The sequence below is a fragment of the Paenibacillus terrisolis genome (assembly GCF_056171975.1).
In genome coordinates this window covers 21,733-46,732 of the sequence record NZ_JBKFGG010000024.1, presented here as the reverse complement: position 1 = coordinate 46,732, position 25,000 = coordinate 21,733, and the positions used below count along the sequence as shown (strand labels likewise).

Here is a 25,000-nt window from a genome sequence, read left to right as displayed (position 1 = left end):
CAATTGTATAATATAAACATTTCAATTATCATCGAACTATGGATTACAGAATCAGAGGAGGAGTTCGATGCACCCTAGTCCTAGTCCTAGTCCGAATACGGCCCTGATTGCTTCGCTGGTCAGCGATCCTTCGCGATCCGCCATGTTAGCCGTTCTGATGGATGGCCGCTTTCATGCGGCGGGCGAGCTAGCGCAAATGGCCGGAATCCGGCCGCAAACGGCCAGTTTTCATCTGGCCAAGATGACCGACGCCAATTTAGTGGCCGTCGATAAACAAGGAAGGCATCGGTATTACGGGATTCGCAGCCCGGAAGTAGCCCGGGTCATGGAGTCAATATTGTCGATCTCTCCGCAGGCGCAGATCCGGTCCTTGAAGCAGTCGACGGAAGACCGAGCTTTAAGGAACGCCAGAACCTGTTATGACCATCTTGCGGGGAACCTTGGAGTGAAATTAACCCAGAGCTTTGTTGACAAAGAATATGTAAAGGAGGGAATTCACGGATTTGAGCTTACGGAGACGGGGGCTCGGTGGTTTGAGGGCTTCCAGCTTGATATAAGCAAGTTGCAGGCCAAACGCCGGGTGTTCTCACCCAAATGCCTCGACTGGAGCGAAAGACGCCATCACCTGGCCGGAGCGTTAGGTAACGCTCTTTTGGACAGAATGTTCGAACTTCACTGGCTGGAGCGTCTGCCTGGAACGAGAGCCGTCAAAGTCACGGTAGAGGGCAAGGCCGGGTTTAAAAAGCACTTTGGCATAGACGTCGAATAATACTTCTTCGATCAGACTTACATATGAATAGCCGCGCCGATCTTTCGAGAGCCTCAATCCGCCACCCGGGCTGCGCAAGGCGCCGCTTGATTTTTATTTCGCCGCCCCAGTAAAATGCCGTTTCCAACTTCAGTCCTTAGCGTAAACTGAATGAGGAGTTGCGACTTTGATACGGGGGGAAGGGGAGCGCGTTGCGAGCCAAGCCAGTCAAGCCAGTCAAGCGAACGAAGCCGGTCGGTCCGGCCATACGGCCGGTCAAAATTCTGGGGAAGTCCTCAGGCAAATCGTCGGGCCGATCGTCGAACGAATCGTCCGGCGGCGGCCCCACTCCCCTTAACCGTCAGCTAGCCGCCTATTCCTGGTTGGAAGCGGTGGGAACCAACCTTTCGGCGATCGGACAGACGAAACAACTGTCAAGGCTCAAACGGGTGCAGGATGAGGGGCAAAGGCTGGACATTTTGGGGAATATACTGCAGTCCATCGCCAGCACGGTCTTGGGCGACTTGGCGCTGCAACAGGGCAATTCCCGAGCTGACAGGCTGAACGCGCTTGGAAACTTCCTTCAGGCGCTGGGCAGCGGACTTCAAGTCGTCGCGGGGCTGGAGGAAGCGAATGAAAGTTAAAAAAGGCTGTATCGGATCATGAGCTGCACCTCGTAAAGGGGCAAATCATATTCTTCCGGATACAGCCTTTCTTGCGTTTTCGGCACGGATTCACTTTTTGATATACTCCGCAAAATGCTCCAGGAAATAGGCGGAATTGATATCCGCCCGCAGATGGTGGTGGACAAGCTCGTCGATTTTGCCGGTTTCGCCCTGCGTGATATAAGCGACGATGAGCTGGTGCTCCTGATGAATTTCCGCAATTTTATCTTTTTTCAGCATATGCAGCTTGCGGTACCTTAAATAGTGCACATTAAACTGCTGGATCACGTTCCACAAGAATAGACGTCCGGCCAACCCGAACAGCGCTTTGTGAAAAGCGTCGTCCAGCAGCATAAACCGTTCGAATCCGTCCTCCCGCTCCAGGCATTCCTTTTGCTCGGCCAGGATTTGCTTGAGTTCATGCTGGCCTTTAAGCGGTAGATGGCCGGAAAGCTCCTTCATGATTTCTTTTTCCAGGGTGCTGCGAAGATAGATGATCTGCTCGACGGATTCCAGATCGATATAGGAAACGATATTGCCTTTTTTTGGGTAAATATCAATATAGTCTTCCAGCGACAGCTGCTTCAGAATATCGCGAATCGGCGTGCGGGACAATTGAAAACGTTCGGAAAGGATGGTTTCGCTGATGATTGTACCCGGCTTCAGATCCAGGGAAAGAATATCTTTTTTTAACTGAATTAAAATCTCTTTTTTCAAGGCCACCCGGATTCCAACTTTCTCTGCTATTATCAGAACTAGTATACATGATTATAAACAAATGTAAAATTGTCCTAATCACACAACTCCAATAGGATTAAGGATTATGCTAGTCTCCAATAAAAATACGTTGACAAAGGTTTGCAAAGCGTTTTATCTTGTATACAAGAGGTAAAATATTTGGCTCGGATACATGAAAACTACGATTTTAACGGTGATTTCTTTGTATACAGGCGCAATTGCGCCAGCGAGCCTTTTTGAGGAGGAATGTTTATGAACATGACATTTAGATGGTATGGCGAGGGCAATGATTCCATTACTCTGGATCATATTCGCCAAATCCCGGGGGTTATGGGAATCGTATGGTCCCTGCACGACAAGGTGGCCGGCGAAATATGGGAGCTCGAACGGATTCAGAAGGAAGCGGCCCTAATCAGAAGCAAAGGCTTCAGTCCGGCCGTTGTGGAAAGCGTAAACATTCATGACGATATCAAAATCGGCCTGCCTACCCGCGACAAATACATCGATATTTACATCGATACGATCAAGAAGCTGTCCACGGTTGGCGTTAAAGTTATTTGCTACAACTTCATGCCTATTTTCGACTGGACGCGGACGGATTTGTACAAGGAACTGCCTGACGGTTCCAACGCGTTGTTCTACGAAAAAGCGGCCATCACCGACGATCCGAAGTCCATGGTCGAGAAAATTCTAAAGGGAGCCGGGAAATTCACCATGCCGGGCTGGGAGCCGGAGCGCCTTGCCAAGCTGGACGATTTGTTCAAAGCTTATGAGGATGTCACGGAAGACAAACTGTTCGACAATCTGAAATATTTCCTCGAACGCGTCATTCCGGTATGCGAAGAGTACGACGTAAAAATGGCGATCCATCCGGACGATCCGGCTTGGCCGATTTTCGGCTTGCCGCGCATTATCCGCAACCGGGAATATATTCGCAGATTTCTTGATCTCGTAGACAGCCCGTACAACGGCCTGACCTTCTGCACGGGGTCGCTTGGCACGAATCCGGATAACGATCTGCCGGCGATGATTCGCGAGTTTCATGACCGCATCCATTTCGCCCACATCCGCAATGTGAAGGTGTTTGAAAACGGCGATTTCATCGAAGTTTCCCACCGCGGACAGGACGGAAGCGTCGACATTGCGGAAGTGGTCAAGGCCTACCACGAAAACGGATTTACCGGATATGTCCGTCCGGACCACGGCAGACATTTGTGGGGAGAAGAGAAGAATTGCCGTCCGGGCTACGGCTTGTACGACAGAGCGCTGGGCATTATGTACCTGCTGGGCGTATGGGACAGCTTGGAAAAGGAAAAGGGAAAGGCGGCGAAATAAGTGTTGCGTCTAAACCGGAACAGCATCAATCAGGAGTCGGCCGCTTGGGCGGCCGCAGGCGTGGAACTTCCGAAATTCGATTTTGACCGGGTCGCGGCCAATACCCAAAAGAATCCGGAGTGGGTCCATTTCGGGGCGGGGAATATTTTTAGAGGTTTTATCGCGAATGCCCATCAGAAGCTGCTTGACAGCGGCAAGGCGGATACGGGCATTATCGCGGCGGAGTCTTTTGACTTCGAAATGATCGATAAGGTCTACAAGCCGTACGACAATCTGACCCTGCTCGTGCTGATGACCGCAAGCGGAGACTTCGAGAAAAGGATAGTCAGCAGCATCGTCGAAGGGATTACGGCGGACCACAACAGAGCGGAGGATTACGCCCGGTTAACGGGAGTTTTCGAAAATCCGAGTCTGCAAATGGTCAGTTTTACAATTACCGAGAAAGGCTACGCGCTGACGAATCCATCCGGCCAATATCTTGGCGTAGTGGAGAAGGACATCGAGAACGGGCCGGAGCATCCGCTGCATGTCATGAGCATTATTACCGCGTTGACCTACCGCCGGTACCTAAAAGGCCGGCATCCGATGACGTTCGTGAGCATGGATAACTGTTCGCACAATGGCGACAAGTTGAAACACGCCGTCATTACCGTCGCCGAAGAATGGACGAAAAAAGGCTTCGTGGAGGATGGCTTTCTTGCTTACCTTCAAGACGAGAGCAAAATTACGTTCCCGTTATCCATGATCGACAAAATTACGCCGAGACCTTCGGAAACGGTGCAGGAAGCGCTGCTGAGCCAAGGCATCGATGATATGGGCGTGATTGTTACCTCGAAAAATACGTATACCGCTCCGTTTGTGAACGCGGAAATCAGCGAATACCTCGTCGTTGAGGACAAATTCACGAACGGCCGGCCGGCGCTGGAGGAAGCGGGCGTCATTTTCACGGACCGCGATACGGTGAACAAAGTGGAGACGATGAAGGTCACGACCTGCCTGAACCCGTTGCATACCGCTTTGGCGGTGTCCGGCTGCTTGCTGGGCTACACGCTGATTGCCGATGAGATGAAGGATGCAACTCTGAAGAAATTCGTGGAAACCATCGGTTACCGGGAAGGCCTGAAGGTGGTCGTCGATCCGGGAATCATCAGCCCGAAGCAGTTTCTGGACGAAGTGCTGAACGAACGCTTTGCCAATCCGCATATTCCGGATACGCCGCAGCGCATCGCGACGGACACCTCGCAAAAGGTGGGCATTCGCTTCGGCGAAACGCTCAAGTCCTACGTGCGGAGAGAGGATCTGAATCCGGCCGATTTGACGGCGATTCCGCTGGCAATTGCGACCTGGTGCCGCTACCTGCTTGGCATTGACGACAACGGCAAGGAATTTGCCATCAGTCCCGATCCGCTTCTGGAGAGCCTGCAGGCGGCTCTGGAAGGTGTTAAGCTCGGAGACTCGGCGTCCAAGGTCCGCACGATCCTCTCCGACGAAACGATATTCGGAGTGAGGCTATACGAGATCGGGCTGGGCGATAAGATCGAAGGCATGTTCCACGAAATGCTTGCCGGGGCCGGCGCGGTTCGCCGCACTTTGGAGAAATACGTAGGTTAATCGTTCTTCCTTTCACACAGGGAAGGCTTATCAATTGGAAGATCTCATTACTGAGGCTGCTTTTCGCCGGATAGATTTCCCTGGCGAAAGCAGCCTCCTTTTTACAAATCCGCAATGAGCCGGTCCAACGGAATGTTTATCCTCCTATTTTAATTGCAGGCTCTATAACTAATGGGTTCTTACCCTTGCCAGCAAAGAGCTTACCCACTTGCTGCTTGCGCTTATCTTCCCTCTCTTACGAAGATCCTTTAGTTTTCTTCTCTGAAGAACGGTCCCACGCTTCTTGCTCAGGCTTTTGCGAACACGCTGACGCGGCCCCGGAGGAATTTTATGAATACGGGTGCGGGGTTTCGGGCGGCGAGCGTTCCGGCGCACTTTCATTTTCCCCTTGGAGGCGGAAGGAGTCAGCTCCCGGCAGGTTTGGCTCAGAATAGTGCCAATATCGGCCATAGCCGCTGCGTTTTGCGGCTGCTGCATAAAAATTTGCTCCGATTGGATAAAGGCTTGTTTCAGCGAGGATTTGAGCCGCTCATATTCCGGGGAATTCGGTTTATTACAGAACAGCTTGGCGCTTTTCGTGCAAGCGCGGAGAATCTGCCCGGCGGCGTGCCTGCCGGATGCTTGTTTGCCGCTTTGCAGTCCCCGCAGGATGCGGAGCGAATTTTTGAACGTCTCCATTCCCTCTGATGGAGCCAGCACGGCCAACAAGCTCAGCTCAGGATCCGTGAATCCGTGCTTTTGGTAAAAGATGCGCAGATTTTCCCCCTGCTTATCCTCGGTCCGATGCACCGACGGGTGCTCCTGGTGATAGCCGATGACCTCGTCGATATGGACGAACTTAACCCCGCGCCGGTGCAAGCGGTAGCCCAGTTCCCAATCCTCGAGTCCGTATTTTTGAAAGCTTTCGTTAAACCCGTTCTCCTGGGCAATCAGCCTGCGGGACAGGGATAAATTGCGGGTGACCGCCATCATCCAAGGGGCGACGTCGTCCTTGGGGAATTCGTCAAAATGGTGCTTGATTGGCTCCCAGGGCACGAGGACTTTGGACAGCTTATCCGTCTGATGACGGATATCGTCTTGCGTGACGATTTCGATCAGTTCGCCGGAGTTCAAATAGCTGTCGTCCCATAAGCCTGAAATCTTCAGAACCTCGGATATTCCCATTTTATCTTCTTCGGAGAAATCGGGATGATAGTGGGTGTAAGCATTTCTGAACAGATTGGGGACGCCGGACACGACTGCATTTTTATGCTGCTGGTGATACCGGTCATGGACGCTGATAAAATCGGGAGTTACAAGAAAATCCGGATCACAGAAAATAATGTAGTCGCCTGAGGCCTCAACAATCCCGGCATTGCGGGCGGCGGATCTCCCGACCGTTTCATGCAAGGTGACGGGAATCAGATGGTAAGGGGCGCGGTACTGCTGCAGCTTTTCCGGAGTGTCGTCGGTTGAACCGTCGTTCACGACAATCACTTCGAATTGGTTCACCGGAAAAGTCTGTATTTCAAACGCCGCTAAGGTGAGCATGAGCTGCATGGACCTGTTGTACGTCGGAATGATGATGCTGAATTTCATGGGACAGGTTTCACCTCGTTCATTTGTGATTTCGTACCTATTATACGTGCCCTGTTCAAAGGCGATATAGACAGATAACCATTCTGGTCGATGTAACTAATATCATCCCGGCGTACAGTCGCGTCATTATACAATAAAATGCAAACCAGCCTCGCGGATGTTGCGCGCAGGAATTATGACCTAGGTGGTGTAGACGTGATGAGTGAATCTAACAACAACATCTTTCTGGAATCTTTCAATCGTATCATGGAGTATTTGCCTACGTTTTTTGAGGAGGATGTTTCATTTGGCATTACGGACCGGGAGAAATACCTAAGAGTGCAAAACTGCGAGAAGCTTCCGATCAATGCCAAGGCGGGAGATCCGGTTCCGGAAAAAGGCGCCGCCTTCGACGCGCTTACCACCGGTCAGGTGATCGTTAAGGAAATTCCCGCGGAAATTTACGGGGTGCCTTTCAAATCGTACGCAGTTCCTATTTTTGATGAGGACAGGCAGGTCGTCGGAGCGATTTTGGCGGGCAAAAGTTTGGAGAGAAAAAACGAGATTTCCACGCTGTCGGAAAATCTCGCCGTGTCCCTGGAGCAAATCTCGGCGGCCATTCAGCATATTTCCGGGGAAGTGCAAAACGTGGCAAGCTCCAATGAGGAAATTTTACGGGAAGTCGAGCTGGCTGCCGAAAACACGAAAGGAACCGACGAGGTTCTGAGATTCATTCAGGAAATTTCCAGCCAGACCAACTTGTTAGGTTTGAACGCTTCAATCGAGTCGGCCAGAGCGGGCGATATGGGCAGAGGATTTGGCGTGGTAGCCCAGGAAATACGGAAATTGTCGACCTCGACCAGCGAGTCGATCCGTAAAGTGGATGAAGTATTGAAGCGGATTGGGGCGTCCGTTGAGGCGATTTCGCAAAAAGTGAACGAAACCAATTCGTCTTTCGAAACGCAGGCGGCGTCGCTAGAGGAGGTTACGGCCTCCATTCAACAATTAAGCGCAGCCGCCCAAGTGCTTGAAACGTTGTCCAAAAAACTGTAATTGCATCATGCGGTTTGTCCGAGGCTTATAGTTTACCCTGCAAAAAGGCCTTGATCCTTGCCACGGTTGCCGCTTCTTCGATATTTTGCAGCAGGAAATCCGAATCTTTCTTGTGGATCACCTGGTCCGGGTAATTGTGCAGGTACTCCTCCACAATTTCAGGGGGAGCGGCGCTGCGCTCCTCGCGAAGCCGGACATCGTCTTTGGTTACGTACAAAAAGATGCGGATGGCTTCTCCGCCGAATTGCTTGCGCAGCGCCACGACGCCATCCCAGTTAACGACGACGATGGCCGCTTGATGGCGCTCCAGAGCGTCCGTGAGCTCCAGCATCGAGATTCCGTAGCGTCCTCTTTCGAGCGAAACGGTCTGGCAAAATTCATGCCGCTCCTCCATCGCCTGGAATACGTCGCTGGTAACAAAACGATAATGCTCGCCGTCATTTTCGTCCGGGCGGATGGCACGCGTCGTATACGACGGCACGTAAGGAATGCCAAGCTCGGTGCTCAGCAGCTTGGCGATGCTTTTGCGTCCCGAACCGCTGGTTCCGGTAATGATGATGACTTTCTGCTTCAGACCGTTATCGGGCTGGACAGCCGCATCGGGATCGGTCTGGTTTTCTTTGGATTCGGGGCTAACGGGGGTTTTCGAAGATTTCAGCCAGTTCCACATCGTATCTCCCTCCTATAAGTATTATTTCGGCAACATTCGCCCATTTATTTAAAATTTAAAACCCGCGAGGAACACGCTTGTCCGGCAAGCGATTTCGCGGGTTATTTGCATAAGTCGAACTTGGATTACGCCTGAAAGGCAGCCGTGTGAAAAGTTCTTCCGATCGCTGTTGTTCCCGGATTTCTTGAATTTTAAAACTTCTGATGCAGTAAAAATCCGCTCACAAAGGCGACCACAGTCTCATGCTTCCGAAGCAGCTTTCTTTCAGAAAGCTTTGACCAGAACATTTCAAACTTTTGCCAAACGGCTTTTCCTTAACTCCTTATCTAGAATATCCTCCAGGTCTAAAATATCCTCCGGGCGGTCACGAAGCGGTCGCGCCATCCGTTGTCGAAGGCCTCGACATGAACCCCCAGTTCCTTGGAATAAGTATGCAAAATCTGATTATCCCCGGCGTAGATTCCGACATGGCCGATATCAAGCCCCCGCGCGCTAAAGAAGAGCAGGTCCCCTTTGCGGAGTTCGTCGATCTTGACTTCCTTGCCTTCCTTCGCCTGGTCGTAGGACACGCGGGGAAGATCGATGCCAAGGGTGTCCTGATAGACCCGTTTGACAAAAGAAGAGCAGTCGAACGTAGTGGTCTGATCCGGGGAGGCCCCGAATTCATAAGGAGTTCCCAGGAAGGTTTTGCCGTAAGCGATCAGCTCGTCCGTCTGATGTTCAATCAGGGAAGGGCTTGTATAGTCGGTGTACTTCGGCTTGGCCGAAATGTACCCGGTTCGGTTGTCCGGGGTGCGAACCTCCAGCCAAAACGCGCCAACCTCGCGGACGACGTGGACTTTTTCGCCTGTCGGCAGCATCTCGCCGGCGACGGTCGCGCTCTCGGCATCAGGCGAGCTGCGCAGGTTTACGCCCCATTCGACGGTCGTCTCGTAAGTTACCGGCACCGGTGCGGCCGGCGAAGCGATCCGCACCGCACGCGACGGCGCGTCCCAGGTAACGGTGCTTCCGAGCGCTTCGCTTACCAATCGCAGCGGAACCAGGGTGTACCCGCCGGCGATGCGGCCGGGCTCCGTCAATTTGAGCGGCTGCCCGTTCAGTTCCGCCGTCGCTTCACCGATGCGGTAGGTCAGCTTGGCGCCGCCTTTGGAAGCCGTCACGGTTTTATCGGCGGCATTCCAGGCTACTTTGGCGCCTTGGGCTTCGAAGATCCCGCGCAGCGGAACTAGAACGGTCCCGTTAACGAGGAGGGGAGGAGCTGCGGGCTGGAGAAGACGCCCATCCAAATAAATAGAGACGCTGCCGGCAGTGGCCCCCTGCTTCATGGCCGGAGCCGCCGCCCCCGCCTGTGCCGCGGAGGCCGTGAACAAAAGGGAAACGGCCAGCATCGCCGTAATTGCATACTTGCTTTTCGTCATGGTTTCATCACCCTAATTCTGGTTGTATTTACTTAGTTGGACGAAGGCAAGCGCGATTAGTTGTGTGGCAATTATTTCCCCTGGCCGATTTCGAGACGCTCAAGGCCGTTCATATATGGGCGCAGCGCCTCCGGAATCCGAATCGAGCCGTCTTTTTCCTGATGGTTCTCCAGCAGCGGAATCAGGATGCGTGGCGAAGCCACGGCCGTGTTGTTCAGCGTATAACAGAACTGGAGCTTGCCGTTCGCATCCTTGTAGCTGATTTGGGAACGGCGAGCCTGGAAATCGAGCAGTTGGGACGACGAGTGCGTCTCGCCGTAGGTTTTCCGGCTGGGCATCCAGGTTTCGATATCGTATTGCACAGCCAGCTGCTGCACCGCCCGATGGAGCAAAACGCCTGTGCCGGTCAAATAATAATTGCGGCTTCCGGCTGTTTTAACGCCCCGGGGGATGTCGATCAGGCGATGAAGCTCGCCAAGAGCAACATGGTCCCGGGGAGCGAAAGCGAACTCCGCGGGTTCGAGAACCTGTTTGATCTCCACATTATCCTGGTCCGACAGGCCGTGCGGCGTGTCCGGGGAGACGATATTCGGGACAAGCATGATCAGCTCTCCGAATTGGTTTTCCGCTTCCTGCAGCTCCGCCTCGAGCAGCGCAAGCCGGCGGTTCACTTCTTTGACGTTTTCCTTCGGTTCCCCGGCTTGTTCCGGGTTGCCTCCTTGCATAAGCGAGCTTACTTCCTTAGTCAACCGATTCCGCTCCTGCCGCAGCCGCTCCACATCTTGAAGCAAGGCTTTTCGTTTGTCGTCCCGCTCCAAAAGCTCAGGAATGGAGATGCCGATCCCTTTTTGCTCCGCCGCACTTTGAACCTGCTCCGAATGTTGCCGAATCCACCGAATGTCTAACATGGCTACCGCTCCTTTTAAATTAAAATGGAAACACAAAAAGCGCCCTCTGTCCGTTGGGACGAGGAGCGCTTACGGTCTCGCGGTGCCACCCAAATTGGTTGAGCCCCGGTAAAGGCGTTCAACCCTCTTAAGTTCCGCGGTAACGGGCGGGTGCGGTTCACTTAGGGAGAAATCTTGCATTTCCCCTTGACGAAAACGCCTCCGAGTTGGATGCTCATCATAGGCATGGTTCCGATACATTTTTATCAGTATAGCTCAGGCCGTCCGATTTATTCAAGCCTTGTCCGCGGATTTTTTCGCCGGTGCTAATTCGCAAGTAGAGATTCATTCTAATCGTTGGGAGGGCTATATGAAAAAGATTCTTCTAACCGGTTTTGAGCCGTTTGGCGGCGAGACCGTCAATCCGGCGCTTCAGGCGGTGAACAGGCTGAAGGGTAGAACTACCGGCGAATCCGTGATAGAAGTCCGGGAAATTCCTACGGTATTTCATGAGTCGATTAAGGTTTTGCTGCAGGAGGTCGAGGAAACGCGTCCGGATATCGTGATCTGCTTGGGCCAGGCCGGAGGGCGCTCGGACATTTCGCTCGAACGGATCGCGATTAACGTGGATGACGCGAGAATCGCCGACAATGCGGGAAACCGGCCAGTCGACGCGCCGATTGTCCCGGAAGGACCCGTCGCCTACTGGACGACGCTGCCCGTCAAGACGATGGAGCGGGCGCTGCATGACCGCGGCATTCCGGCTTCGGTCTCGGACACGGCGGGGACTTTTGTGTGCAACCATTTGTTTTACGGATTAATGCACCATATCTCCATTCACGGAAAACCGATACGGGGCGGCTTTATCCATATCCCGTATTTGCCGGAGCAGGCGGTTCATCATAAAGGCGCGCCAAGCATGTCGCTGGATCAAATCGTGGAGGGACTCGAAATCATCGCCCGGGTCGCCGCCGAAGCAAATTCAAATCCATCCTGAACGGCGAAACTGTAAAAAAGTGTAACTTCCTTAACTGAAAAATGCCAAATGTCCGTGTAGGATGGTTAGTTGAGCATATATGATCACAGCCATGCAGGGCTGTTGGCTAACGGTTGAAAACCATCTCCGCATGGATCAAAAAAGGAGGAATTCAGTGTGAAGGTCGTTGCGTTTAACGGCAGTCCGAGAAAGGAAGGCAATACGGCTCAGAGCATCCGGATGGTGCTGCAGGAGCTGGAATCGCAAGGCATTGAGACGGAGTTCGTGCAATTGGGCGGACGGAAGGTGTTCGGATGCGCGGCGTGCGGCAAATGCTCCGTGAACCAAAACATGCGCTGCATCCGCAGGGACGACGAAATGAACGATTTTATCGCCAAAATCGAACAGGCGGACGGCGTCATTATCGGCTCCCCGACCTACTTCAGCAACGTATCCACCGAGGTGAAGGCGCTCATCGACCGCTGCGGTTACGTGAACAAGGCCAACAATGGCGATCTGCTGCGGGGCAAGGTCGGTACGGCGGTCGTTTCCGTCCGGCGGGCGGGTTCCACGTTCGTGTATTCGGCCATCAATTTCTTTTTCGGCATTGCGGAAATGAATATCGCGACCTCAAGCTACTGGAACATGACGCTGTCGCGGGATCCGGGGGAAGTGCAGAAGGATGAAGAAGGGAAAAGAACCTTCGTGACCCTGGGCCGCAACATGGCAAAGCTTCTGAAGCAAACAATCCGCGATCCGGAAACCGTTTAATTTACAACGGATGATATAATACATTTGTAAACCTCCAAATAAAGGAGCTGTCGCAATGAAAACGCTAAAAGAGCCCCAGAAGACGGAAGACCGGGGCGTCATGAGCATTCTTGAAACGGTAGACGTGGAGACCGGCGAACGAACCGAGCTGGCCCGGTTTGACGACCTGATCGAAGCCCCGAACTGGTCCCGCGATGGCGGGAAGCTGATCTACAACCGTCTGGGCCGGATTTATTCTTTTGATATCGCGACCCAGGAGAGTACCGTGATCGAGTCGAAGTATGTCAATCACTGCAACAACGACCATGTGCTGTCTCCGGACAACGCCCGTATCGCGGTGAGCCATCATACGAAGGAGGACGGCCAGTCCCGGATTTATATTTTTCCATTGTCCGGCGGCGCCCCCGTGCTCATTACACCGATGGCCCCCAGCTATTTGCACGGCTGGTCGCCTGACGGCAGCACGCTGGCCTATTGCGCCGAACGGGACGGCCAATACGACATTTACGCCATTCCGGTAGAGGGCGGTCACGAAGTACAGCTGACCGATACTCCCGGACTGGACGACGGCCCGGAATATTCCCCGGACGGGAACTCCATTTGGTTCAACTCCGTGCGTACGGGACTTATGCAGGTGTGGCGGATGAACGCCGACGGCGGCGAACCGATGCAGATGACCTTTGACGAGAGCAACAATTGGTTCCCGCATGTGTCTCCCGACGGCCAAACCGTGGCGTTTATCTCCTACAAAAAAGGAGACGTCGCACCGGGCGACCACCCGGCGAACAAAAACGTGGAAATCCGCTTGATGCCAAGCGCCGGCGGCGAGTTCCGCACGCTGGTCAAGCTGTTCGGCGGACAAGGCACGATTAACGTAAATTCCTGGTCCCCGGACAGCAAGCGCCTGGCTTTTGTGAGCTACCAGTTGAAGGGCTAACCGCTGACTGCTGACCGTCCGATTGACGTGCCGCTAAACGGATGCAGACAATACAAAAGAACTCAAGCCCCCGGCCTTCCCGCAAGGCATGGTGGGGGTTTTTCTGTTAATAGCTGAGAGGCTGGATAATGGCGGTATGAAATGGCGTTATTTTTAAAGAAATGGCCTGCTTGGCGAAAATAGAGGCGTAGATTACCGCTATTCATGATCGAAATGGGCGAAAGGGTCCTTTTTCCAGAGGTGACTCTGAAATAGGATCATTTTTCACCGCTATTTCGCGGGAAATCGGCCAAACTCCGTAAATAGAGCCCATTCTTACCGCTATTTCGGAATGTGCGACACACGCCGCAAATAAAAACACCCCGTCTCTCCCATACGGAAGAGACCGGGGCTTTTCGAATTTCCGAAACCGATTTCGATTTATTTGCTCAAAAATTCCTTCAATACGCTGGTGATCATCGCGTGATCCTCAGAGCCTTCCAGGCCGGATACGGTAATCGTGCCGATGACGCCGGCGCTCTTGACGATCAGAGGGAACGCTCCGCCTTCTGCGGCGTAGTCCTTCGGATCAAGGTAGTTGTTCTCTACGCTGGAGTTGTTCGCTTTGAAGTCGACATGCATGTAATACGAGCTGTGTTTGAAGTAATGAACGACGTTGTTTTTGCGTTTAACCCAGTGGTCGTTGTCGAGGTTCGTGCCGTTCATTTTGGTGTAGTACAGAAGCTCGCCGTTTTTTTGAATGTCCACGACGATCGATTTGTTCTCGCGAAGCGCCTTTTCGATGATTCTTGAACCAACCTGATAAGCGGTGTTGTGATCAAATTCCGTGAACTGCAAGTCTTTTTCTTCCTGAAGCAAGGATTGCAATAAAGCGCTGTATTGTTCCAAGCGAAAAGCACTTCCTTTATCATAATTTAATTATCCAGACCCATTATACATGCTGACGTGACGAAGTTACAGCTAAAAATCCCGTCCGGCTTTAGCGGCGGCCGCCCCTGGAAACGAGCCGGGTAAGCTCAAGAATCCGCTTGGGCAGAAATGTTTTGGTCGGATAGGCGAGATAGCGCGGCTCCCAGCTCGGACCGAACTTCTCCTTGAATTTTCGCACCCCCTGGAAGCTGTATAAGGGATTGCCCCATTTGAAAATATAATGGGCCATCTTCTCGTCTCTATGCGCAAATTCGGATTTCCCGACATTGGACAAAGGGGCCATGCCCAAATTGAAACGGGCGTATCCTTCTTCTTTAGCCCATTCGAGCAAATACAGGAACAACGCGTCCATAACTCCGTTGGGACACTCCGCGGAATATCGCATCAGGTCGATCGAGGCGGATTCATGCTGATCGTAAGCCGGCATCATCGTCGCAAAAGCGATCACCTTGCCGTCCTGGTCGGACAACGTCGCAATCGGCGCGTACTGCAAATAAGCTTCCCGGAACTGCCCGAGCGAAAAACCTTTTTCCGACCGGCCGTCCAACCATTCGTCCGATACTTCCTTGAGCCGGTTTAGAAGAGTCGGCGTGAACGGGGGCTGCACCATCTCAAACGTATATCCTTCGCGTGCAAACCGGTTGCGTACGGCCCGCAGATCCGCTCTGCTCCGTCCGGTCAATTGGAACCCCTCCAGCTCAACGACCGCCTCTTCCCCCAGTTTGAAGAAGTTGAACCCGTTCTCGTGATAATCCGGCAAAAAATCGGGTTTGGTTTGATAGAACAAAGGCACCAATCCCGTTTGATCCGCAAAGGTGCGGAATTCGTAAATTACGCGCTGAATCGCCGCGCGATTCTCCCCGATGGGATCGCCAAGAGCGACTAGGGATTTGCCCGACTGCTGGTAGGCGATGAGCGCCTTTTCGTCTTTGCTCCAGAAGAAGCTTTTATCGCCAAAAAACAATAAATGGGTTAAATAATTCCCGCGGGTACTCTCCAGAAAACGAGCAAGCTTCTCGAAATCCGCCGCATCCGGCTTGACGCTGACCGGTTTGCGCGGCCGGAATAGGACGCGGATCGTAAACAGAGCCCAGGTTCCAAGAAGGCCGATCATCGCGTCGACGAAGAAATCCTCATCCTTTAGGAGGAATTTTTTCTGCAGATGCAGCGGCACCCATTTGAATGGAACCGGATGGGTAATGCTGCCGATATGGATGTAAAGAAAAGCGATCAGCAAAGTAACCAAGGCCCAGGAAGCTAACATCCGCGGCCCGAGTACCGTGCCAACGCGCCGGAAGCGTCCTTTGGAGAGCCAAAGCAATAGAAATACGACGAGCAAAAACAGCGCCACTTCATAATCGAAGCCTTTGACGAGAGCTACGACGGCGCCCGCTCCAAGCAAAAAGCAGCTGGCGTAATAAGCGCGCTGTACCTGCTGGCGAATTCCCTCCGACAGCACAAGCAAAAGGAAGCCCAACAGTACGCCCATTTGATGGGAGATATGTATGGTTACCGGTGTGACCCACCGGCTGATGAACAGCATTCGGTCCATGATCCCCGGGATGGCCGAAGAGATCAGCAGAAGCAGACCGCTAAGGAATACCAAAATGGCGAGCGCCGCGTTCCCGATATCCTGCATGAAGAGCAGCCGCTTTGGCCAATTCCAGAAGGATTGCCAGCGCGCGAGCGATCCTTGCGCGAGCGTCTGCGGCGCCTGCATCCAGGAGGCCGCGCCCGGCATGATTTCGCTGGAGGCCAGGGCCAGCCCGATGATCCAGGGCAGGAAATAGTAGAAAATCCGAAACACCAAAATGCCCGCGAGTGCCTGGCTGGGGTGAAGGCCATAAGCTTCGAACCCGAGGATGAAAACGAAGTCGAAGGTGCCGAGGCCCCCCGGAATCAAGCTGACGATGCCGGCCATGGACGACAGCGCAAACACCGTCAGCACGGCGGAAAAGGAGACGTGAATCTCCAGCGTGTAAAACACCATCCAAAGCGTCAGACCGGCACACAACCATTCGATGACGGAAGCCAACACATTGGCCAGCATAAACGGCAGCGGCGGAGAGTAGGTCTCGTCATCCTCTTTTTTGCGAAGGAACGGCAGCTTATGCATCAGGATATATATGAAAATGTACATGGCGAAGCCGATCACGAGCAGCCGCAGCCAAGCGTCCTGCCGGAAAACGAAGCCTCCGGGGAGCGCGGAAACGAGGATGAGCAGCGCCAGGAACGAGAGGCCCGTTACGGTCGAGGCCGCCGAAAATAGGATCCCCTTGGTGAGTCCGGGATGATCGATCCCTCTTTTTTTGTACAAGAGCTGGCGCAGCCCTACTCCGGTCAACCCGCCCCAGCCGACCACATTATTGAAACTGTTTGCGATCCAGCCGATTTTTAGGGTAGAGAGCAGGCGATTTTTTTGCCGCAAGTGCCTCATCAGCGAAAAATCGTATCCGCTCATCGCCAGGATCGAGACCAGCGAGACGGCGAGCAAAGGCAAAAAATGCCCCGGCTCATACCGCCGCAGCAGGTAAATGGCATGGACCAGGTTCATTTTGTGCAGCAGCTCATGGGTCTGCCAGTACATAAAAGAAAGCGCGAATATCGGAATCAGAAGCTTTAGCTTGCGTTTAGGAAAAGCCTTCAAACACTCAGATCCTCTCGGAGACGTTTTCATAATCAAATATCATTGTAAGGGAAGCGAACATTTCAAGACAAGTGGGATGAAACGTACGGTTGCCCTCTTTTTGGAGGCTGGGGTATAAAGGGATTAGGAAGGTGAAGCGGCATGGAGCATTTGTTTGAACCATTTAATTTAAAAGGGCATGAAATTCGCAATCGGGTTGTCATGCCTCCGATGGAATTTCTCGTTCGCGAGACGCGGGGCGGTTACGTGAATGAGGGTCACCTGCGGCATTACGGTGCGCGGGCGAGAGGCGGAGTTGGACTCATTATTGTGGAAGCGACCAGTATTCATCCGAACAGCAGGTCGATCGATTCGCAGCTTGGAGCCTGGTCGGACGATCATGTTCCGGGGTTAGCCAGGCTGGCGGCCGAATGCCATGCGAACGGGGCCAAAGCATTGCTCCAGCTGCAGCATCTGGGCGTGAAAATGAAGCCGGAGAACGGGTGCGGCGTCTATGGACCTTCGGAATATGCGGACGAAAACGGCGTTCAGGCAAGAGCCATGACCGAGGAAGCACTTCACGAGCTGCAGGATGCCTGCGTCAATGCCGCGCTTCGGGCTTATCGCGCCGGTTTTGACGGCATCGAATTTCACGGCGCCCACGGATATTTGCTGAATCAGTTTTCTTCTCCGCTTGTGAACCGGCGGCAGGATCGGTATGGCGGCCCTGCGGAAAACCGGCTGAGGTTCGTCCGGGAAATCATTGGGCGCGTGAAAGCGGAGGTCCCGGAGTCTTTTATATTAGGCTATCGCATGGGCTGCAACGATCCGACACTGGAGCAGGGCATCGAGAACGCGAAGCTGCTTGAAGCGATGGGCATCGATCTGCTGCATGTTTCTTCCAGCGGCTATTCCATCAGTCAACCGGAGGCGCCGGAAGGCTTTATGTATAATTGGACGGTGTACGGCGGCAGTCAGGTAAAACGGCGCGTGAAGATCCCCGTCATCGTCGTGTACGAGATTCGCACACCTGAGCGGGCCAATGAGATCTTGGCCCAAGGGCTTGCGGATTTCGCCTCCATCGGACGGGAGCTCATCGTCGATCCCGACTGGGTGAACAAGGCAATGAAGCGAGAGGCGATTCGTTACTGCGTCCGCTGCAAGCCGTGCGTCGTCTTTGCCGGCGAGAAGTGCGTGATGCTGGACTGAGTTTGGGGTGAGCGTCTTTTTGCGCCACGAGTTTCTCGCTGTGTTGGTTTGCAGCATGTTGTTTGCACCGCATTTTCGCAAAGTGTGTCCCGCATGGTGTGTCTCGCACTGCGTGTCGGCTCCCGCTGCGCAGTTTTTCCCGGAAATGCCGGCGCTAACGAATCTGAGAGACCTTATTTCGGCAAAATAAGGCCTATCGAAAACCTAACGGACCCAGGAGACGTTATTTGGCCCAAATCGGCAGTAAATAGGCACGATTAGGCTAAATAAGGTCACCTGAGTCCGTTAGAATCCGGGCAAGGCCCATAAACGGGAAATAACGACTTTCCAGTCCGTTAGAACCGACGAATAAGTTTGCCACTTGCCAAAGATAGCTGCCGGTACTCTTCGACAACACCCTATCGCCACGCACCCCGGCAACTCATTGCAAATACATACTATAGTTACGCACCCTAGCGACTCATTGCAAATACGCACTATATTCGCGCATCCCAGCAACTCAATGCAATTACGTATTACAGTCACGCACCCCGGAAACTCACTGTGATTACGCACTATAGTCACGTGCCACAGTTACTCTTGCAACTCACAGCCACGCCAACCACGCATCACAATACGCATCACAATTACCTGTGCGCACTGCGCATCACGCATATGCATTCCATCTACGCCTTACATTTAACGCCTCACCCGCGCGCACTCTAAACTAAGTGCCATTCCAAGCACGCCTCTTGAGCGCTCGTTTCTGGTCCCTCACCCCAAACGCCGATGTTTCGGGCCGGGTTTCTTTTGGTCCTTACCCGCCCGCTTTTTCACCAGCTTATTCGCGGCTTTGCTGCCGCTGCCGCCGCCGACAGCGTGCTGCTGCCGGGTTCCGCGGCTTTGAATGGCGGAGTTGGTGCCGCCCGTGCTGAACGTTCCGCCGCCGCTGGCAATCTGGGTCGCCGACGAGGTTCCTTGGCGCCCCGGTACCTTAACGATCTGATCGTTGAAAACGATGACGACCTCTTTACCGCCCCGGCCCGTTTTATCCCGGCCGTGGACTTTGCCGCGCCCCCGTCCGAGCGTCGGGAAGTACGTTTGCCCCGGGCTGCCCTCTTTTATCGCTTTGTTTTTCGCTTTTCCGCCGGCTCCGACGCTTTGCTGCTGCTGCGTGAACGGCGATTTGATCGCCGCGTTGCTGCCGGCCGCGCTGCTGCGTCCCGCTCCGCTGGCGATTTGCGTCGTATTTGGCGCGTTCGTGAACTGACGGTTGATGACGAAGACAATCCGGTTCACACCGGGAAGTGGTGTGGAGGCAACAAGGCGCCGCTTGTCTTGTTCCAAAATGATCGTGAGTTGGTGATTTGGAGGGATCATCCGAACAACTCCCTTTTTTACTATTCATATGTGGAAGCGCCGAGTCGGCAAGGGATAGTTGGAGGGGTTCCTTTGCTCAAGCGGGATATCGGGCAGTTCCCAAGCCTTTCATGGATCAGGGTTCCAATTGTGGGCGGGCCTGTTTTGTTATATGATATCTTGGTGAAAACGAGCAACGGGCAGCCGGTTGCAATCTTGTGAAGAAGTATGGAGGAGACCATGAATCCCAAAGATTTAAACTATAAAATGCCTGCCGAATGGGCATCGCATACAAGAACGTTCATTTCCTGGCCGGTGCGGGAATCGATGGTGTATCCTGAGCAGTACGAGCAGGTATGCCGGGGATATGCCGGAATTATCGAAGCCATCGCCGAGTTTGAGCCGGTAACGGTGGTCGTGAACCCGGACGATCTGGAAAGGGTCCGCGGTTTGTTCACCGAAGGCCAAGGCCGCATCGAATGCCTGCCGATCGAGCATAACGACGCATGGCTGCGCGATAATGGGCCGACCTTCCTGCTGAACGGGCAAGACGAGCTTGCCGGCGTCAACTGGGGCTTCAATGCCTGGGGCGGCAAATATTCGCCTTGGGACCTGGACGACGCGGTTGCTCCGCAAATCCTGGACCATGTAGGCGTCAGGAAGTTTGACGCTCCTCTGGTCATGGAGGGCGGTTCCATCCATACTGACGGCGAAGGAACGCTACTGACGACGGAGGAATGCCTGCTGAACGTGAACCGGAATCCGCATTTGGACCGGGAGCAGATCGAGGCCCTGGTCAAAAACTTCCTCGGCGTCGAGCAAGTGATCTGGCTGAAACGGGGGCTGAGCGGCGACGAGACGGACGGTCATGTCGACAACATTGCCTGCTTTGCGGCTCCGGGCAAAGTGATCTTGCAGGTCTGCAACGACCCGGAAGACGAGAATTACGCCATCACGCAGGAGAACCTGCGCATCCTTGGTGAAGCCACCGACGCCAAGGACCGGAAGCTGGAGATCATTCAAATCGAGCAGCCGCCAAAGGCGTTTTACGGAGAGCAGCGGCTGACGCTGAGCTACCTGAATTTTTATTTCGTGAACGACGGCATCGTTTTGCCTGTATTCGGGGACGCGGCCGAGGAAACCGACCGCAAGGCGCAGCAGGTGCTGGGCGAAGCCTTCCCGGACCGGCGGATTCGCACGGTCGACGGAATGGCGATCATTCGCGAAGGCGGGAATGTACATTGCACGACCCAGCAGATGCCGCTGGGACGCGCATAAAATAATTCATGAAGGGGGATCGCAATCGCTATGAGAAACGTGAAGGTAGCCGCCACACAGATGAGCTGTTCCGGCAATCCGGAAGAGAACATCCGCAAAGCGGACGCGCTGGTGAGAGAAGCGGCGGCGCAAGGGGCGCAAATTATTTTGCTGCAGGAGCTGTTTGAGACCCCTTATTTTTGCCAAAAAGAGAAGTCGGACTATTACGTGTATGCAACCGAGCTTGAGGAAAACGCGGCGATCAAGCATTTCCGGGAGGTTGCGAAAGAGCTCGAAGTGGTGCTTCCGATCAGCTTTTACGAGAAAAAGAACAATGCCCGCTACAACTCGCTGGCGGTGATTGACGCGAACGGCGAGGTGCTTGGAAGATATCGCAAGAGCCATATTCCGGACGGACCGGGGTATGAGGAAAAGTTTTATTTCAATCCGGGCGATACCGGGTTCAAAGTATGGAAAACGCGCTACGCGAAAATCGGGGTCGGCGTGTGCTGGGATCAATGGTATCCCGAAGCGGCGCGCTGCATGGCGCTGATGGGCGCCGAGCTGCTGTTCTACCCGACGGCGATCGGCTCGGAGCCGCAGGACGGCTCCATCGATTCCCGCGACCACTGGCAGATGTGCATGCTCGGACATGCGGCCGCCAATCTGGTTCCTGTCATCGCCTCCAACCGGGTGGGCCTTGAAAAGGATGAGGATTCGAGCATCACCTTCTACGGCTCGTCCTTCATCGCGGGACCGCAGGGCAACAAGATTGCCGAAGCGGATCGGACGGAGGAAACCGTGCTCGTGGCCGAGTTCGATCTGGACCAATTGGAGACGCAGCGGATCGAATGGGGCATTTTCCGCGACCGCCGTCCGGACCTGTACAAGATCATTACCTCGTACGACGGGGAACTGCGGATCGACTAGGTTCCACGGCTTGGCCCATTTACTTCAGCTAAATTCGGCTGTTATTGTTGTTCACCACTCCGTAACCAAGATGAGAGAGGGTGTCTCTAAAGCCATCATAGATGACTTTTGGGACACCCTCTAAAACTTATTTATCATAACAATAGAGCAGAGAAACCCTGCCAGATCGCTGCCAGGTCCAGGTACCGGATTGACTTCGAGGATTTGCATCAGAACAAATTGTCTGCTCTGGTCAACGACGTCCCCAAACATCACATCCCTCCGGCATTTAAAATAGCGGTCCATTATGGCCTTATTTCCACAGGAGAGTCCTCATTCTATACTAATAGCGCCGTTTCATGGCCTTATTTCTTCAGAAGAGCTCCTTTTCCCCTTGATTTTGGACGTTTTGCCGAAAATAAGACCATCTTGTACCGCTATTTTCAGGAAATGCGCTTTGGGAGTGAAATAAGGCCATTTTATGCCGCTATTCGAGAAGTCGCTCGAGAATTGTTAGTTAAATCATTCGAGTTCGTTAAATCATTCGAGTCCGTTAAATCATTCGAGTCCGTTAAATCATTCGAGGAATCGCCGTTTGCCGTTGATTGTGATCCCAGGCCAGAACAGCCCCTTCAGCGCCCGCCACCCCCGCGAAGCAAGCAAGGTACACATTTTATCGGTGCTGCCCGTGCGGAAATCATGCTACAATCTTTCCAGGCAACGCAATAGGAGAGATTACCATTACTGCTCATAGAAAGAAGGGTTTCGTCTGGCTCGAAAGTTATATTTGACGCTGCTGCTGCTTAGCCTGATTTGGGGCGGCTCCTTTTTCTTTATCAAAATTTTGATCGAAGACTTCGGGCCTTGGTCGATTGCGTTTCTCCGCTCCGCCCTTGGACTGTTGACGATTACGGCAATTATGCTGGCGCTGCGCAAGCCCTTTGGATTCGGTCAAATCCCCTGGGTCGCCATGATCGTTATGGCTCTGATCAATACAGCGATCCCTTGGGCCATCATCGGCTTCAGCGAAACCCGGCTGACCAGCAGCATGGCTTCCGTTCTGAACGCGACGACTCCGCTGTGGACGCTGATCGTCGGCAGGCTGTTCTTTCGTGCCGTTACCAGCCGGATGCAGTGGATCGGTATGGGGATCGCTTTTGTCGGGATTATCGTGCTTCTTGGCGTCAACCCGGCTTCGGTGATTTCCGTGGACTTGCTCGGATTTGTCTGCATGTTGTGCGCCACTTTAAGCTACGGGATTGGTTCGCATCTTTCCAAACGGCTTTCGGCCAGCTTATCGATGTATCAAATCACGTTCGGAACTCTGCTTAGCGCCATGGTGGGCAGCGGAATCATGGCCTTTTCGACGGAAGGCGTTCCGTTCGCTCAGCTCGCTTCCATCAAAGACCTGTTCGCCATCATAGGCCTTGGTGTGTTCGGCTCGGGGATTGCGTATATCCTTTTCTATTTCATGGTGCAAAAGGGAACTCCCGAGTTCGCCACCACGGTAACTTATCTCGTGCCGGTGAGCGCAATCGTTTGGGGGTTCACGCTGCTCAACGAGAAGATCGGCTGGAATCTGCTGGCCGGGCTGGTGCTTATTCTCGGCGGGGTTTATCTCGCCAACAAAAAACGGGCGTCAAGCAATGTGGACAACGCCAGTGTAGAACTTCAATCGCAAAGCTGAATCCCAGCTAAAAACAGCGCCTTGGCATGATTGCCAAGGCGCTCTTAACCGTTCTAAAGCTCGAATAACTCGCGGAGGCTTACCTTTTTTTCTCCTCCGGTATGCCGCCACTCATTGGTGCCGGGCTGATAGGCGTAATCCAGTTTCCAAGTATCGATATGTTCAACGATCGCCCGCACGGCGGAGCCGATGTAATCAACCTCCCGGTCCGTCATCATGGGATGCAGGGACAGCCGCGCCCAGCCGATCTTCTCCGACAGGTTCCCCGAATTGATCAGCTCGGTCATGCGTCTCGAAGTGTTTCGCCCGATGTTCAGCAAATAATGTCCGTAGGTGCCCGCGCAGGAGCAGCCGCCGCGGGACTGAATGCCAAACCGGTCGTTCAGCAGTTTGGTCATCAGATTGTAATGGACGCGGTCCGATACGAACGAAACGGTGCCCAGCCGCTTTTGACGGCTGCCGCCCAAAATATGCAGACCGGGAATCGTCTCAAGCTGGCGGAGCAGCATATCCGTAACCTCCTGTTCCCGAGCTTCGATCAACTCCGTGCCCATTTGCTCCTTCAGCCGGACGCAAAGCGCGGTCCGGATCGCCTGCAAAAATCCCGGCGTTCCGCCATCCTCCCGGGCTTCGACGTTGTCCCAATACTGGTACTCTCCCCAGGGATTAGTCCAGGACACGGTTCCGCCGCCGGGCTGATCCGGCACCAGTTGGGTGCAGAGCCGTGAATCCATAATCAGCACGCCGCTTGTTCCGGGGCCGCCCAGAAATTTATGCGGGGAGAAAAGAATTCCGTCCAGTTGTTCCAGCGGCGCATTGGCCGGATGCATATCGATGTCGACGTAAGGGGCGCTGGCGGAAAAATCGATGAAACATACGCCGCCGTGCTCGTGCATTTTTCGGGCCAACTGATGGTACGGCGTCTCGAACCCCGTCACATTGGAGCAGGCCGTGAAAGCGCCGATTTTGACTTTGCGCTGGCGGAAATCCTGCAGCTGCCGCTCCAGATTCTCCAGGTCGACGTTCCCGTCCGCGCCGGGAGGAATGACGACAACGTCTCCGATCGTTTCCGTCCAGGAAATTTGATTGGAGTGATGCTCCATATGCGTGATAAAAATAACCGGCCGTTCCGCTTCGCCAAGACGAAAACGGGATCTCCACCGCTCGGGAACCTTCAAGCCCAGCAGCCGCTGCAGCTTGTTGACGGCCCCGGTCATGCCGGTGCCCGCAAAAAGAATGACGTCATGCTCCCCGGCGTGAACATGACTTTTGATGATCCGCTTCGCCTCTTCGTAAGCGGCGGTCATCGTCGTGCCCGTGATGCTTGCCTGCGAATGGGTATTCGCCACGAAAGCCCCGAAGCCGCCTGCCATCCGGGCTTCGATAGGGCCGTAAAGGCGGCCGCTCGCCGCCCAGTCGGCATAAACCAGCTCCTTCGTCCCATAGGGGGACTCGAAGGTTTGGCGGTATCCGACCGTATTTTCGCGGTACCGCCTGAATGGATCTTGCGCGTTCCTATGTAACGCATAAGTATAGTTTCCGATTTTGGCCTGCAGCATCTGCTCAGCCCTCCTTTGAATGTTGCCTTTCTTAAGGTACGCAGGAGAGCCCAGAAGGGTTAAACGAAGCGGGAAAAGGGCAAAGTTTTGCCATAATTTCTTACCGCCGGCGCAGTTTG

21 protein-coding genes are annotated in these 25,000 nt (G+C 53.8%); 12 read left to right on the top strand and 9 right to left on the bottom strand.

From position 1 onward, the window contains the following. Positions 1–67: 67 nt before the first annotated feature. Positions 68–769, top strand: a complete 702-nt coding sequence (locus tag ACI48K_RS18005) for an ArsR/SmtB family transcription factor (protein ID WP_475028999.1) — start codon at positions 68–70, stop codon at positions 767–769. A 191-nt stretch (positions 770–960) separates the two neighbouring features. Continuing rightward, positions 961–1,392, top strand: coding sequence for a DUF6944 family repetitive protein (locus tag ACI48K_RS18000; protein WP_475028998.1), 432 nt, complete (start codon positions 961–963; stop codon positions 1,390–1,392). Positions 1,393–1,482: 90 nt separating this feature from the next. On the opposite strand, the gene ACI48K_RS17995 is transcribed toward ACI48K_RS18000, so the two are convergent. Beyond that, the gene (locus tag ACI48K_RS17995; RefSeq protein WP_475028997.1) at positions 1,483–2,136 is read right to left on the bottom strand and encodes a GntR family transcriptional regulator; all 654 of its coding nucleotides are present in this window, start codon (positions 2,134–2,136) and stop codon (positions 1,483–1,485) included. Between the two features lie 267 nt (positions 2,137–2,403). On the opposite strand from ACI48K_RS17995, the gene uxuA reads away from it, so the two are divergent. Further along, a complete protein-coding gene (gene uxuA, locus ACI48K_RS17990) occupies positions 2,404–3,486 on the top strand; it encodes a mannonate dehydratase (protein ID WP_475028996.1) in 1,083 nt (360 codons plus the stop codon). Then, positions 3,487–5,097: a mannitol dehydrogenase family protein gene (locus tag ACI48K_RS17985; protein WP_475028995.1), complete on the top strand. Its 1,611-nt coding sequence runs from the start codon at positions 3,487–3,489 to the stop codon at positions 5,095–5,097. Positions 5,098–5,265: 168 nt separating this feature from the next. Here ACI48K_RS17985 and ACI48K_RS17980 read toward each other — a convergent pair whose 3' ends face one another. Beyond that, on the bottom strand, positions 5,266–6,675 hold the full coding sequence (locus tag ACI48K_RS17980; protein WP_475028993.1) for a glycosyltransferase family 2 protein: 1,410 nt from the start codon (positions 6,673–6,675) through the stop codon (positions 5,266–5,268). Between the two features lie 198 nt (positions 6,676–6,873). On the opposite strand from ACI48K_RS17980, the gene ACI48K_RS17975 reads away from it, so the two are divergent. Next, positions 6,874–7,707 (top strand): methyl-accepting chemotaxis protein, encoded by an 834-nt coding sequence (locus ACI48K_RS17975; RefSeq protein ID WP_475028992.1) that lies wholly within the window; start codon positions 6,874–6,876, stop codon positions 7,705–7,707. Positions 7,708–7,732: 25 nt separating this feature from the next. Here ACI48K_RS17975 and ACI48K_RS17970 read toward each other — a convergent pair whose 3' ends face one another. From ACI48K_RS17970 to ACI48K_RS17960, 3 genes are all read right to left on the bottom strand, one after another. Continuing rightward, positions 7,733–8,377, bottom strand: a complete 645-nt coding sequence (locus tag ACI48K_RS17970; protein WP_475028991.1) for a guanylate kinase — start codon at positions 8,375–8,377, stop codon at positions 7,733–7,735. Positions 8,378–8,721: 344 nt separating this feature from the next. Beyond that, the gene (locus ACI48K_RS17965) at positions 8,722–9,795 is read right to left on the bottom strand and encodes a C40 family peptidase (RefSeq protein WP_475028990.1); all 1,074 of its coding nucleotides are present in this window, start codon (positions 9,793–9,795) and stop codon (positions 8,722–8,724) included. Between the two features lie 71 nt (positions 9,796–9,866). Further along, positions 9,867–10,703: a serine--tRNA ligase gene (locus ACI48K_RS17960; RefSeq protein WP_475028989.1), complete on the bottom strand. Its 837-nt coding sequence runs from the start codon at positions 10,701–10,703 to the stop codon at positions 9,867–9,869. 349 nt (positions 10,704–11,052) lie between these two features. Here ACI48K_RS17960 and pcp point away from each other — a divergent pair, with 349 nt between their 5' ends. From pcp to ACI48K_RS17945, 3 genes are all read left to right on the top strand, one after another. Next, a complete protein-coding gene (gene pcp, locus ACI48K_RS17955) occupies positions 11,053–11,679 on the top strand; it encodes a pyroglutamyl-peptidase I (RefSeq protein WP_475028988.1) in 627 nt (208 codons plus the stop codon). A 156-nt stretch (positions 11,680–11,835) separates the two neighbouring features. Beyond that, the gene (locus tag ACI48K_RS17950; protein WP_475028987.1) at positions 11,836–12,429 is read left to right on the top strand and encodes a flavodoxin family protein; all 594 of its coding nucleotides are present in this window, start codon (positions 11,836–11,838) and stop codon (positions 12,427–12,429) included. Between the two features lie 55 nt (positions 12,430–12,484). Beyond that, positions 12,485–13,366 (top strand): TolB family protein, encoded by an 882-nt coding sequence (locus ACI48K_RS17945; RefSeq protein WP_475028986.1) that lies wholly within the window; start codon positions 12,485–12,487, stop codon positions 13,364–13,366. A gap of 420 nt (positions 13,367–13,786) precedes the next feature. On the opposite strand, the gene ACI48K_RS17940 is transcribed toward ACI48K_RS17945, so the two are convergent. After that, positions 13,787–14,254 (bottom strand): heme-degrading domain-containing protein, encoded by a 468-nt coding sequence (locus ACI48K_RS17940; protein WP_475028985.1) that lies wholly within the window; start codon positions 14,252–14,254, stop codon positions 13,787–13,789. 91 nt (positions 14,255–14,345) lie between these two features. Continuing rightward, positions 14,346–16,943 (bottom strand): bifunctional lysylphosphatidylglycerol flippase/synthetase MprF, encoded by a 2,598-nt coding sequence (gene mprF / locus ACI48K_RS17935; protein ID WP_475028984.1) that lies wholly within the window; start codon positions 16,941–16,943, stop codon positions 14,346–14,348. Between the two features lie 141 nt (positions 16,944–17,084). Here mprF and ACI48K_RS17930 point away from each other — a divergent pair, with 141 nt between their 5' ends. Beyond that, positions 17,085–18,131 carry an oxidoreductase gene (locus ACI48K_RS17930; RefSeq protein WP_475028983.1) on the top strand — a complete coding sequence of 349 codons (1,047 nt, stop codon included), beginning with the start codon at positions 17,085–17,087 and terminating at the stop codon, positions 18,129–18,131. A 753-nt stretch (positions 18,132–18,884) separates the two neighbouring features. Here the strand turns inward: ACI48K_RS17930 and ACI48K_RS17925 are convergent. Then, complete coding sequence (locus tag ACI48K_RS17925) at positions 18,885–19,490, bottom strand: hypothetical protein (RefSeq protein WP_475028982.1); 606 nt, start codon at positions 19,488–19,490, stop codon at positions 18,885–18,887. A 219-nt stretch (positions 19,491–19,709) separates the two neighbouring features. On the opposite strand from ACI48K_RS17925, the gene ACI48K_RS17920 reads away from it, so the two are divergent. The 3 genes from ACI48K_RS17920 (at position 19,710) to ACI48K_RS17910 (ending at position 23,322) form a co-directional block, all read left to right on the top strand. Next, positions 19,710–20,747 carry an agmatine deiminase family protein gene (locus tag ACI48K_RS17920; RefSeq protein ID WP_475028981.1) on the top strand — a complete coding sequence of 346 codons (1,038 nt, stop codon included), beginning with the start codon at positions 19,710–19,712 and terminating at the stop codon, positions 20,745–20,747. Positions 20,748–20,777: 30 nt separating this feature from the next. Continuing rightward, positions 20,778–21,656: an N-carbamoylputrescine amidase gene (gene aguB, locus ACI48K_RS17915; RefSeq protein WP_475028980.1), complete on the top strand. Its 879-nt coding sequence runs from the start codon at positions 20,778–20,780 to the stop codon at positions 21,654–21,656. Positions 21,657–22,404: 748 nt separating this feature from the next. Next, positions 22,405–23,322, top strand: coding sequence for a DMT family transporter (locus tag ACI48K_RS17910; RefSeq protein WP_475029079.1), 918 nt, complete (start codon positions 22,405–22,407; stop codon positions 23,320–23,322). A gap of 53 nt (positions 23,323–23,375) precedes the next feature. Here ACI48K_RS17910 and ACI48K_RS17905 read toward each other — a convergent pair whose 3' ends face one another. Further along, entirely contained in the window at positions 23,376–24,881 is a 1,506-nt protein-coding gene (locus ACI48K_RS17905; RefSeq protein ID WP_475028979.1) for an aminotransferase class V-fold PLP-dependent enzyme, read from the bottom strand. Positions 24,882–25,000 lie beyond the last annotated feature (119 nt).

Bases quoted from the DNA above. Each gene is read 5' to 3' on its own strand.
- ACI48K_RS18005 (WP_475028999.1), top strand. From the start codon at position 68: ATGCACCCTAGTCCTAGTCCTAGTCCGAATACGGCCCTGATTGCTTCG.
- uxuA (WP_475028996.1), top strand. From the start codon at position 2,404: ATGAACATGACATTTAGATGGTATGGCGAGGGCAATGATTCCATTACT.
- ACI48K_RS17980 (WP_475028993.1), bottom strand. From the start codon at position 6,675: ATGAAATTCAGCATCATCATTCCGACGTACAACAGGTCCATGCAGCTC.
- ACI48K_RS17975 (WP_475028992.1), top strand. From the start codon at position 6,874: ATGAGTGAATCTAACAACAACATCTTTCTGGAATCTTTCAATCGTATC.
- ACI48K_RS17970 (WP_475028991.1), bottom strand. From the start codon at position 8,377: ATGTGGAACTGGCTGAAATCTTCGAAAACCCCCGTTAGCCCCGAATCC.
- ACI48K_RS17965 (WP_475028990.1), bottom strand. From the start codon at position 9,795: ATGACGAAAAGCAAGTATGCAATTACGGCGATGCTGGCCGTTTCCCTT.
- ACI48K_RS17960 (WP_475028989.1), bottom strand. From the start codon at position 10,703: ATGTTAGACATTCGGTGGATTCGGCAACATTCGGAGCAGGTTCAAAGT.
- pcp (WP_475028988.1), top strand. From the start codon at position 11,053: ATGAAAAAGATTCTTCTAACCGGTTTTGAGCCGTTTGGCGGCGAGACC.
- ACI48K_RS17945 (WP_475028986.1), top strand. From the start codon at position 12,485: ATGAAAACGCTAAAAGAGCCCCAGAAGACGGAAGACCGGGGCGTCATG.
- ACI48K_RS17930 (WP_475028983.1), top strand. From the start codon at position 17,085: ATGGAGCATTTGTTTGAACCATTTAATTTAAAAGGGCATGAAATTCGC.
- ACI48K_RS17925 (WP_475028982.1), bottom strand. From the start codon at position 19,490: ATGATCCCTCCAAATCACCAACTCACGATCATTTTGGAACAAGACAAG.
- ACI48K_RS17920 (WP_475028981.1), top strand. From the start codon at position 19,710: ATGAATCCCAAAGATTTAAACTATAAAATGCCTGCCGAATGGGCATCG.
- aguB (WP_475028980.1), top strand. From the start codon at position 20,778: ATGAGAAACGTGAAGGTAGCCGCCACACAGATGAGCTGTTCCGGCAAT.
- ACI48K_RS17905 (WP_475028979.1), bottom strand. From the start codon at position 24,881: ATGCTGCAGGCCAAAATCGGAAACTATACTTATGCGTTACATAGGAAC.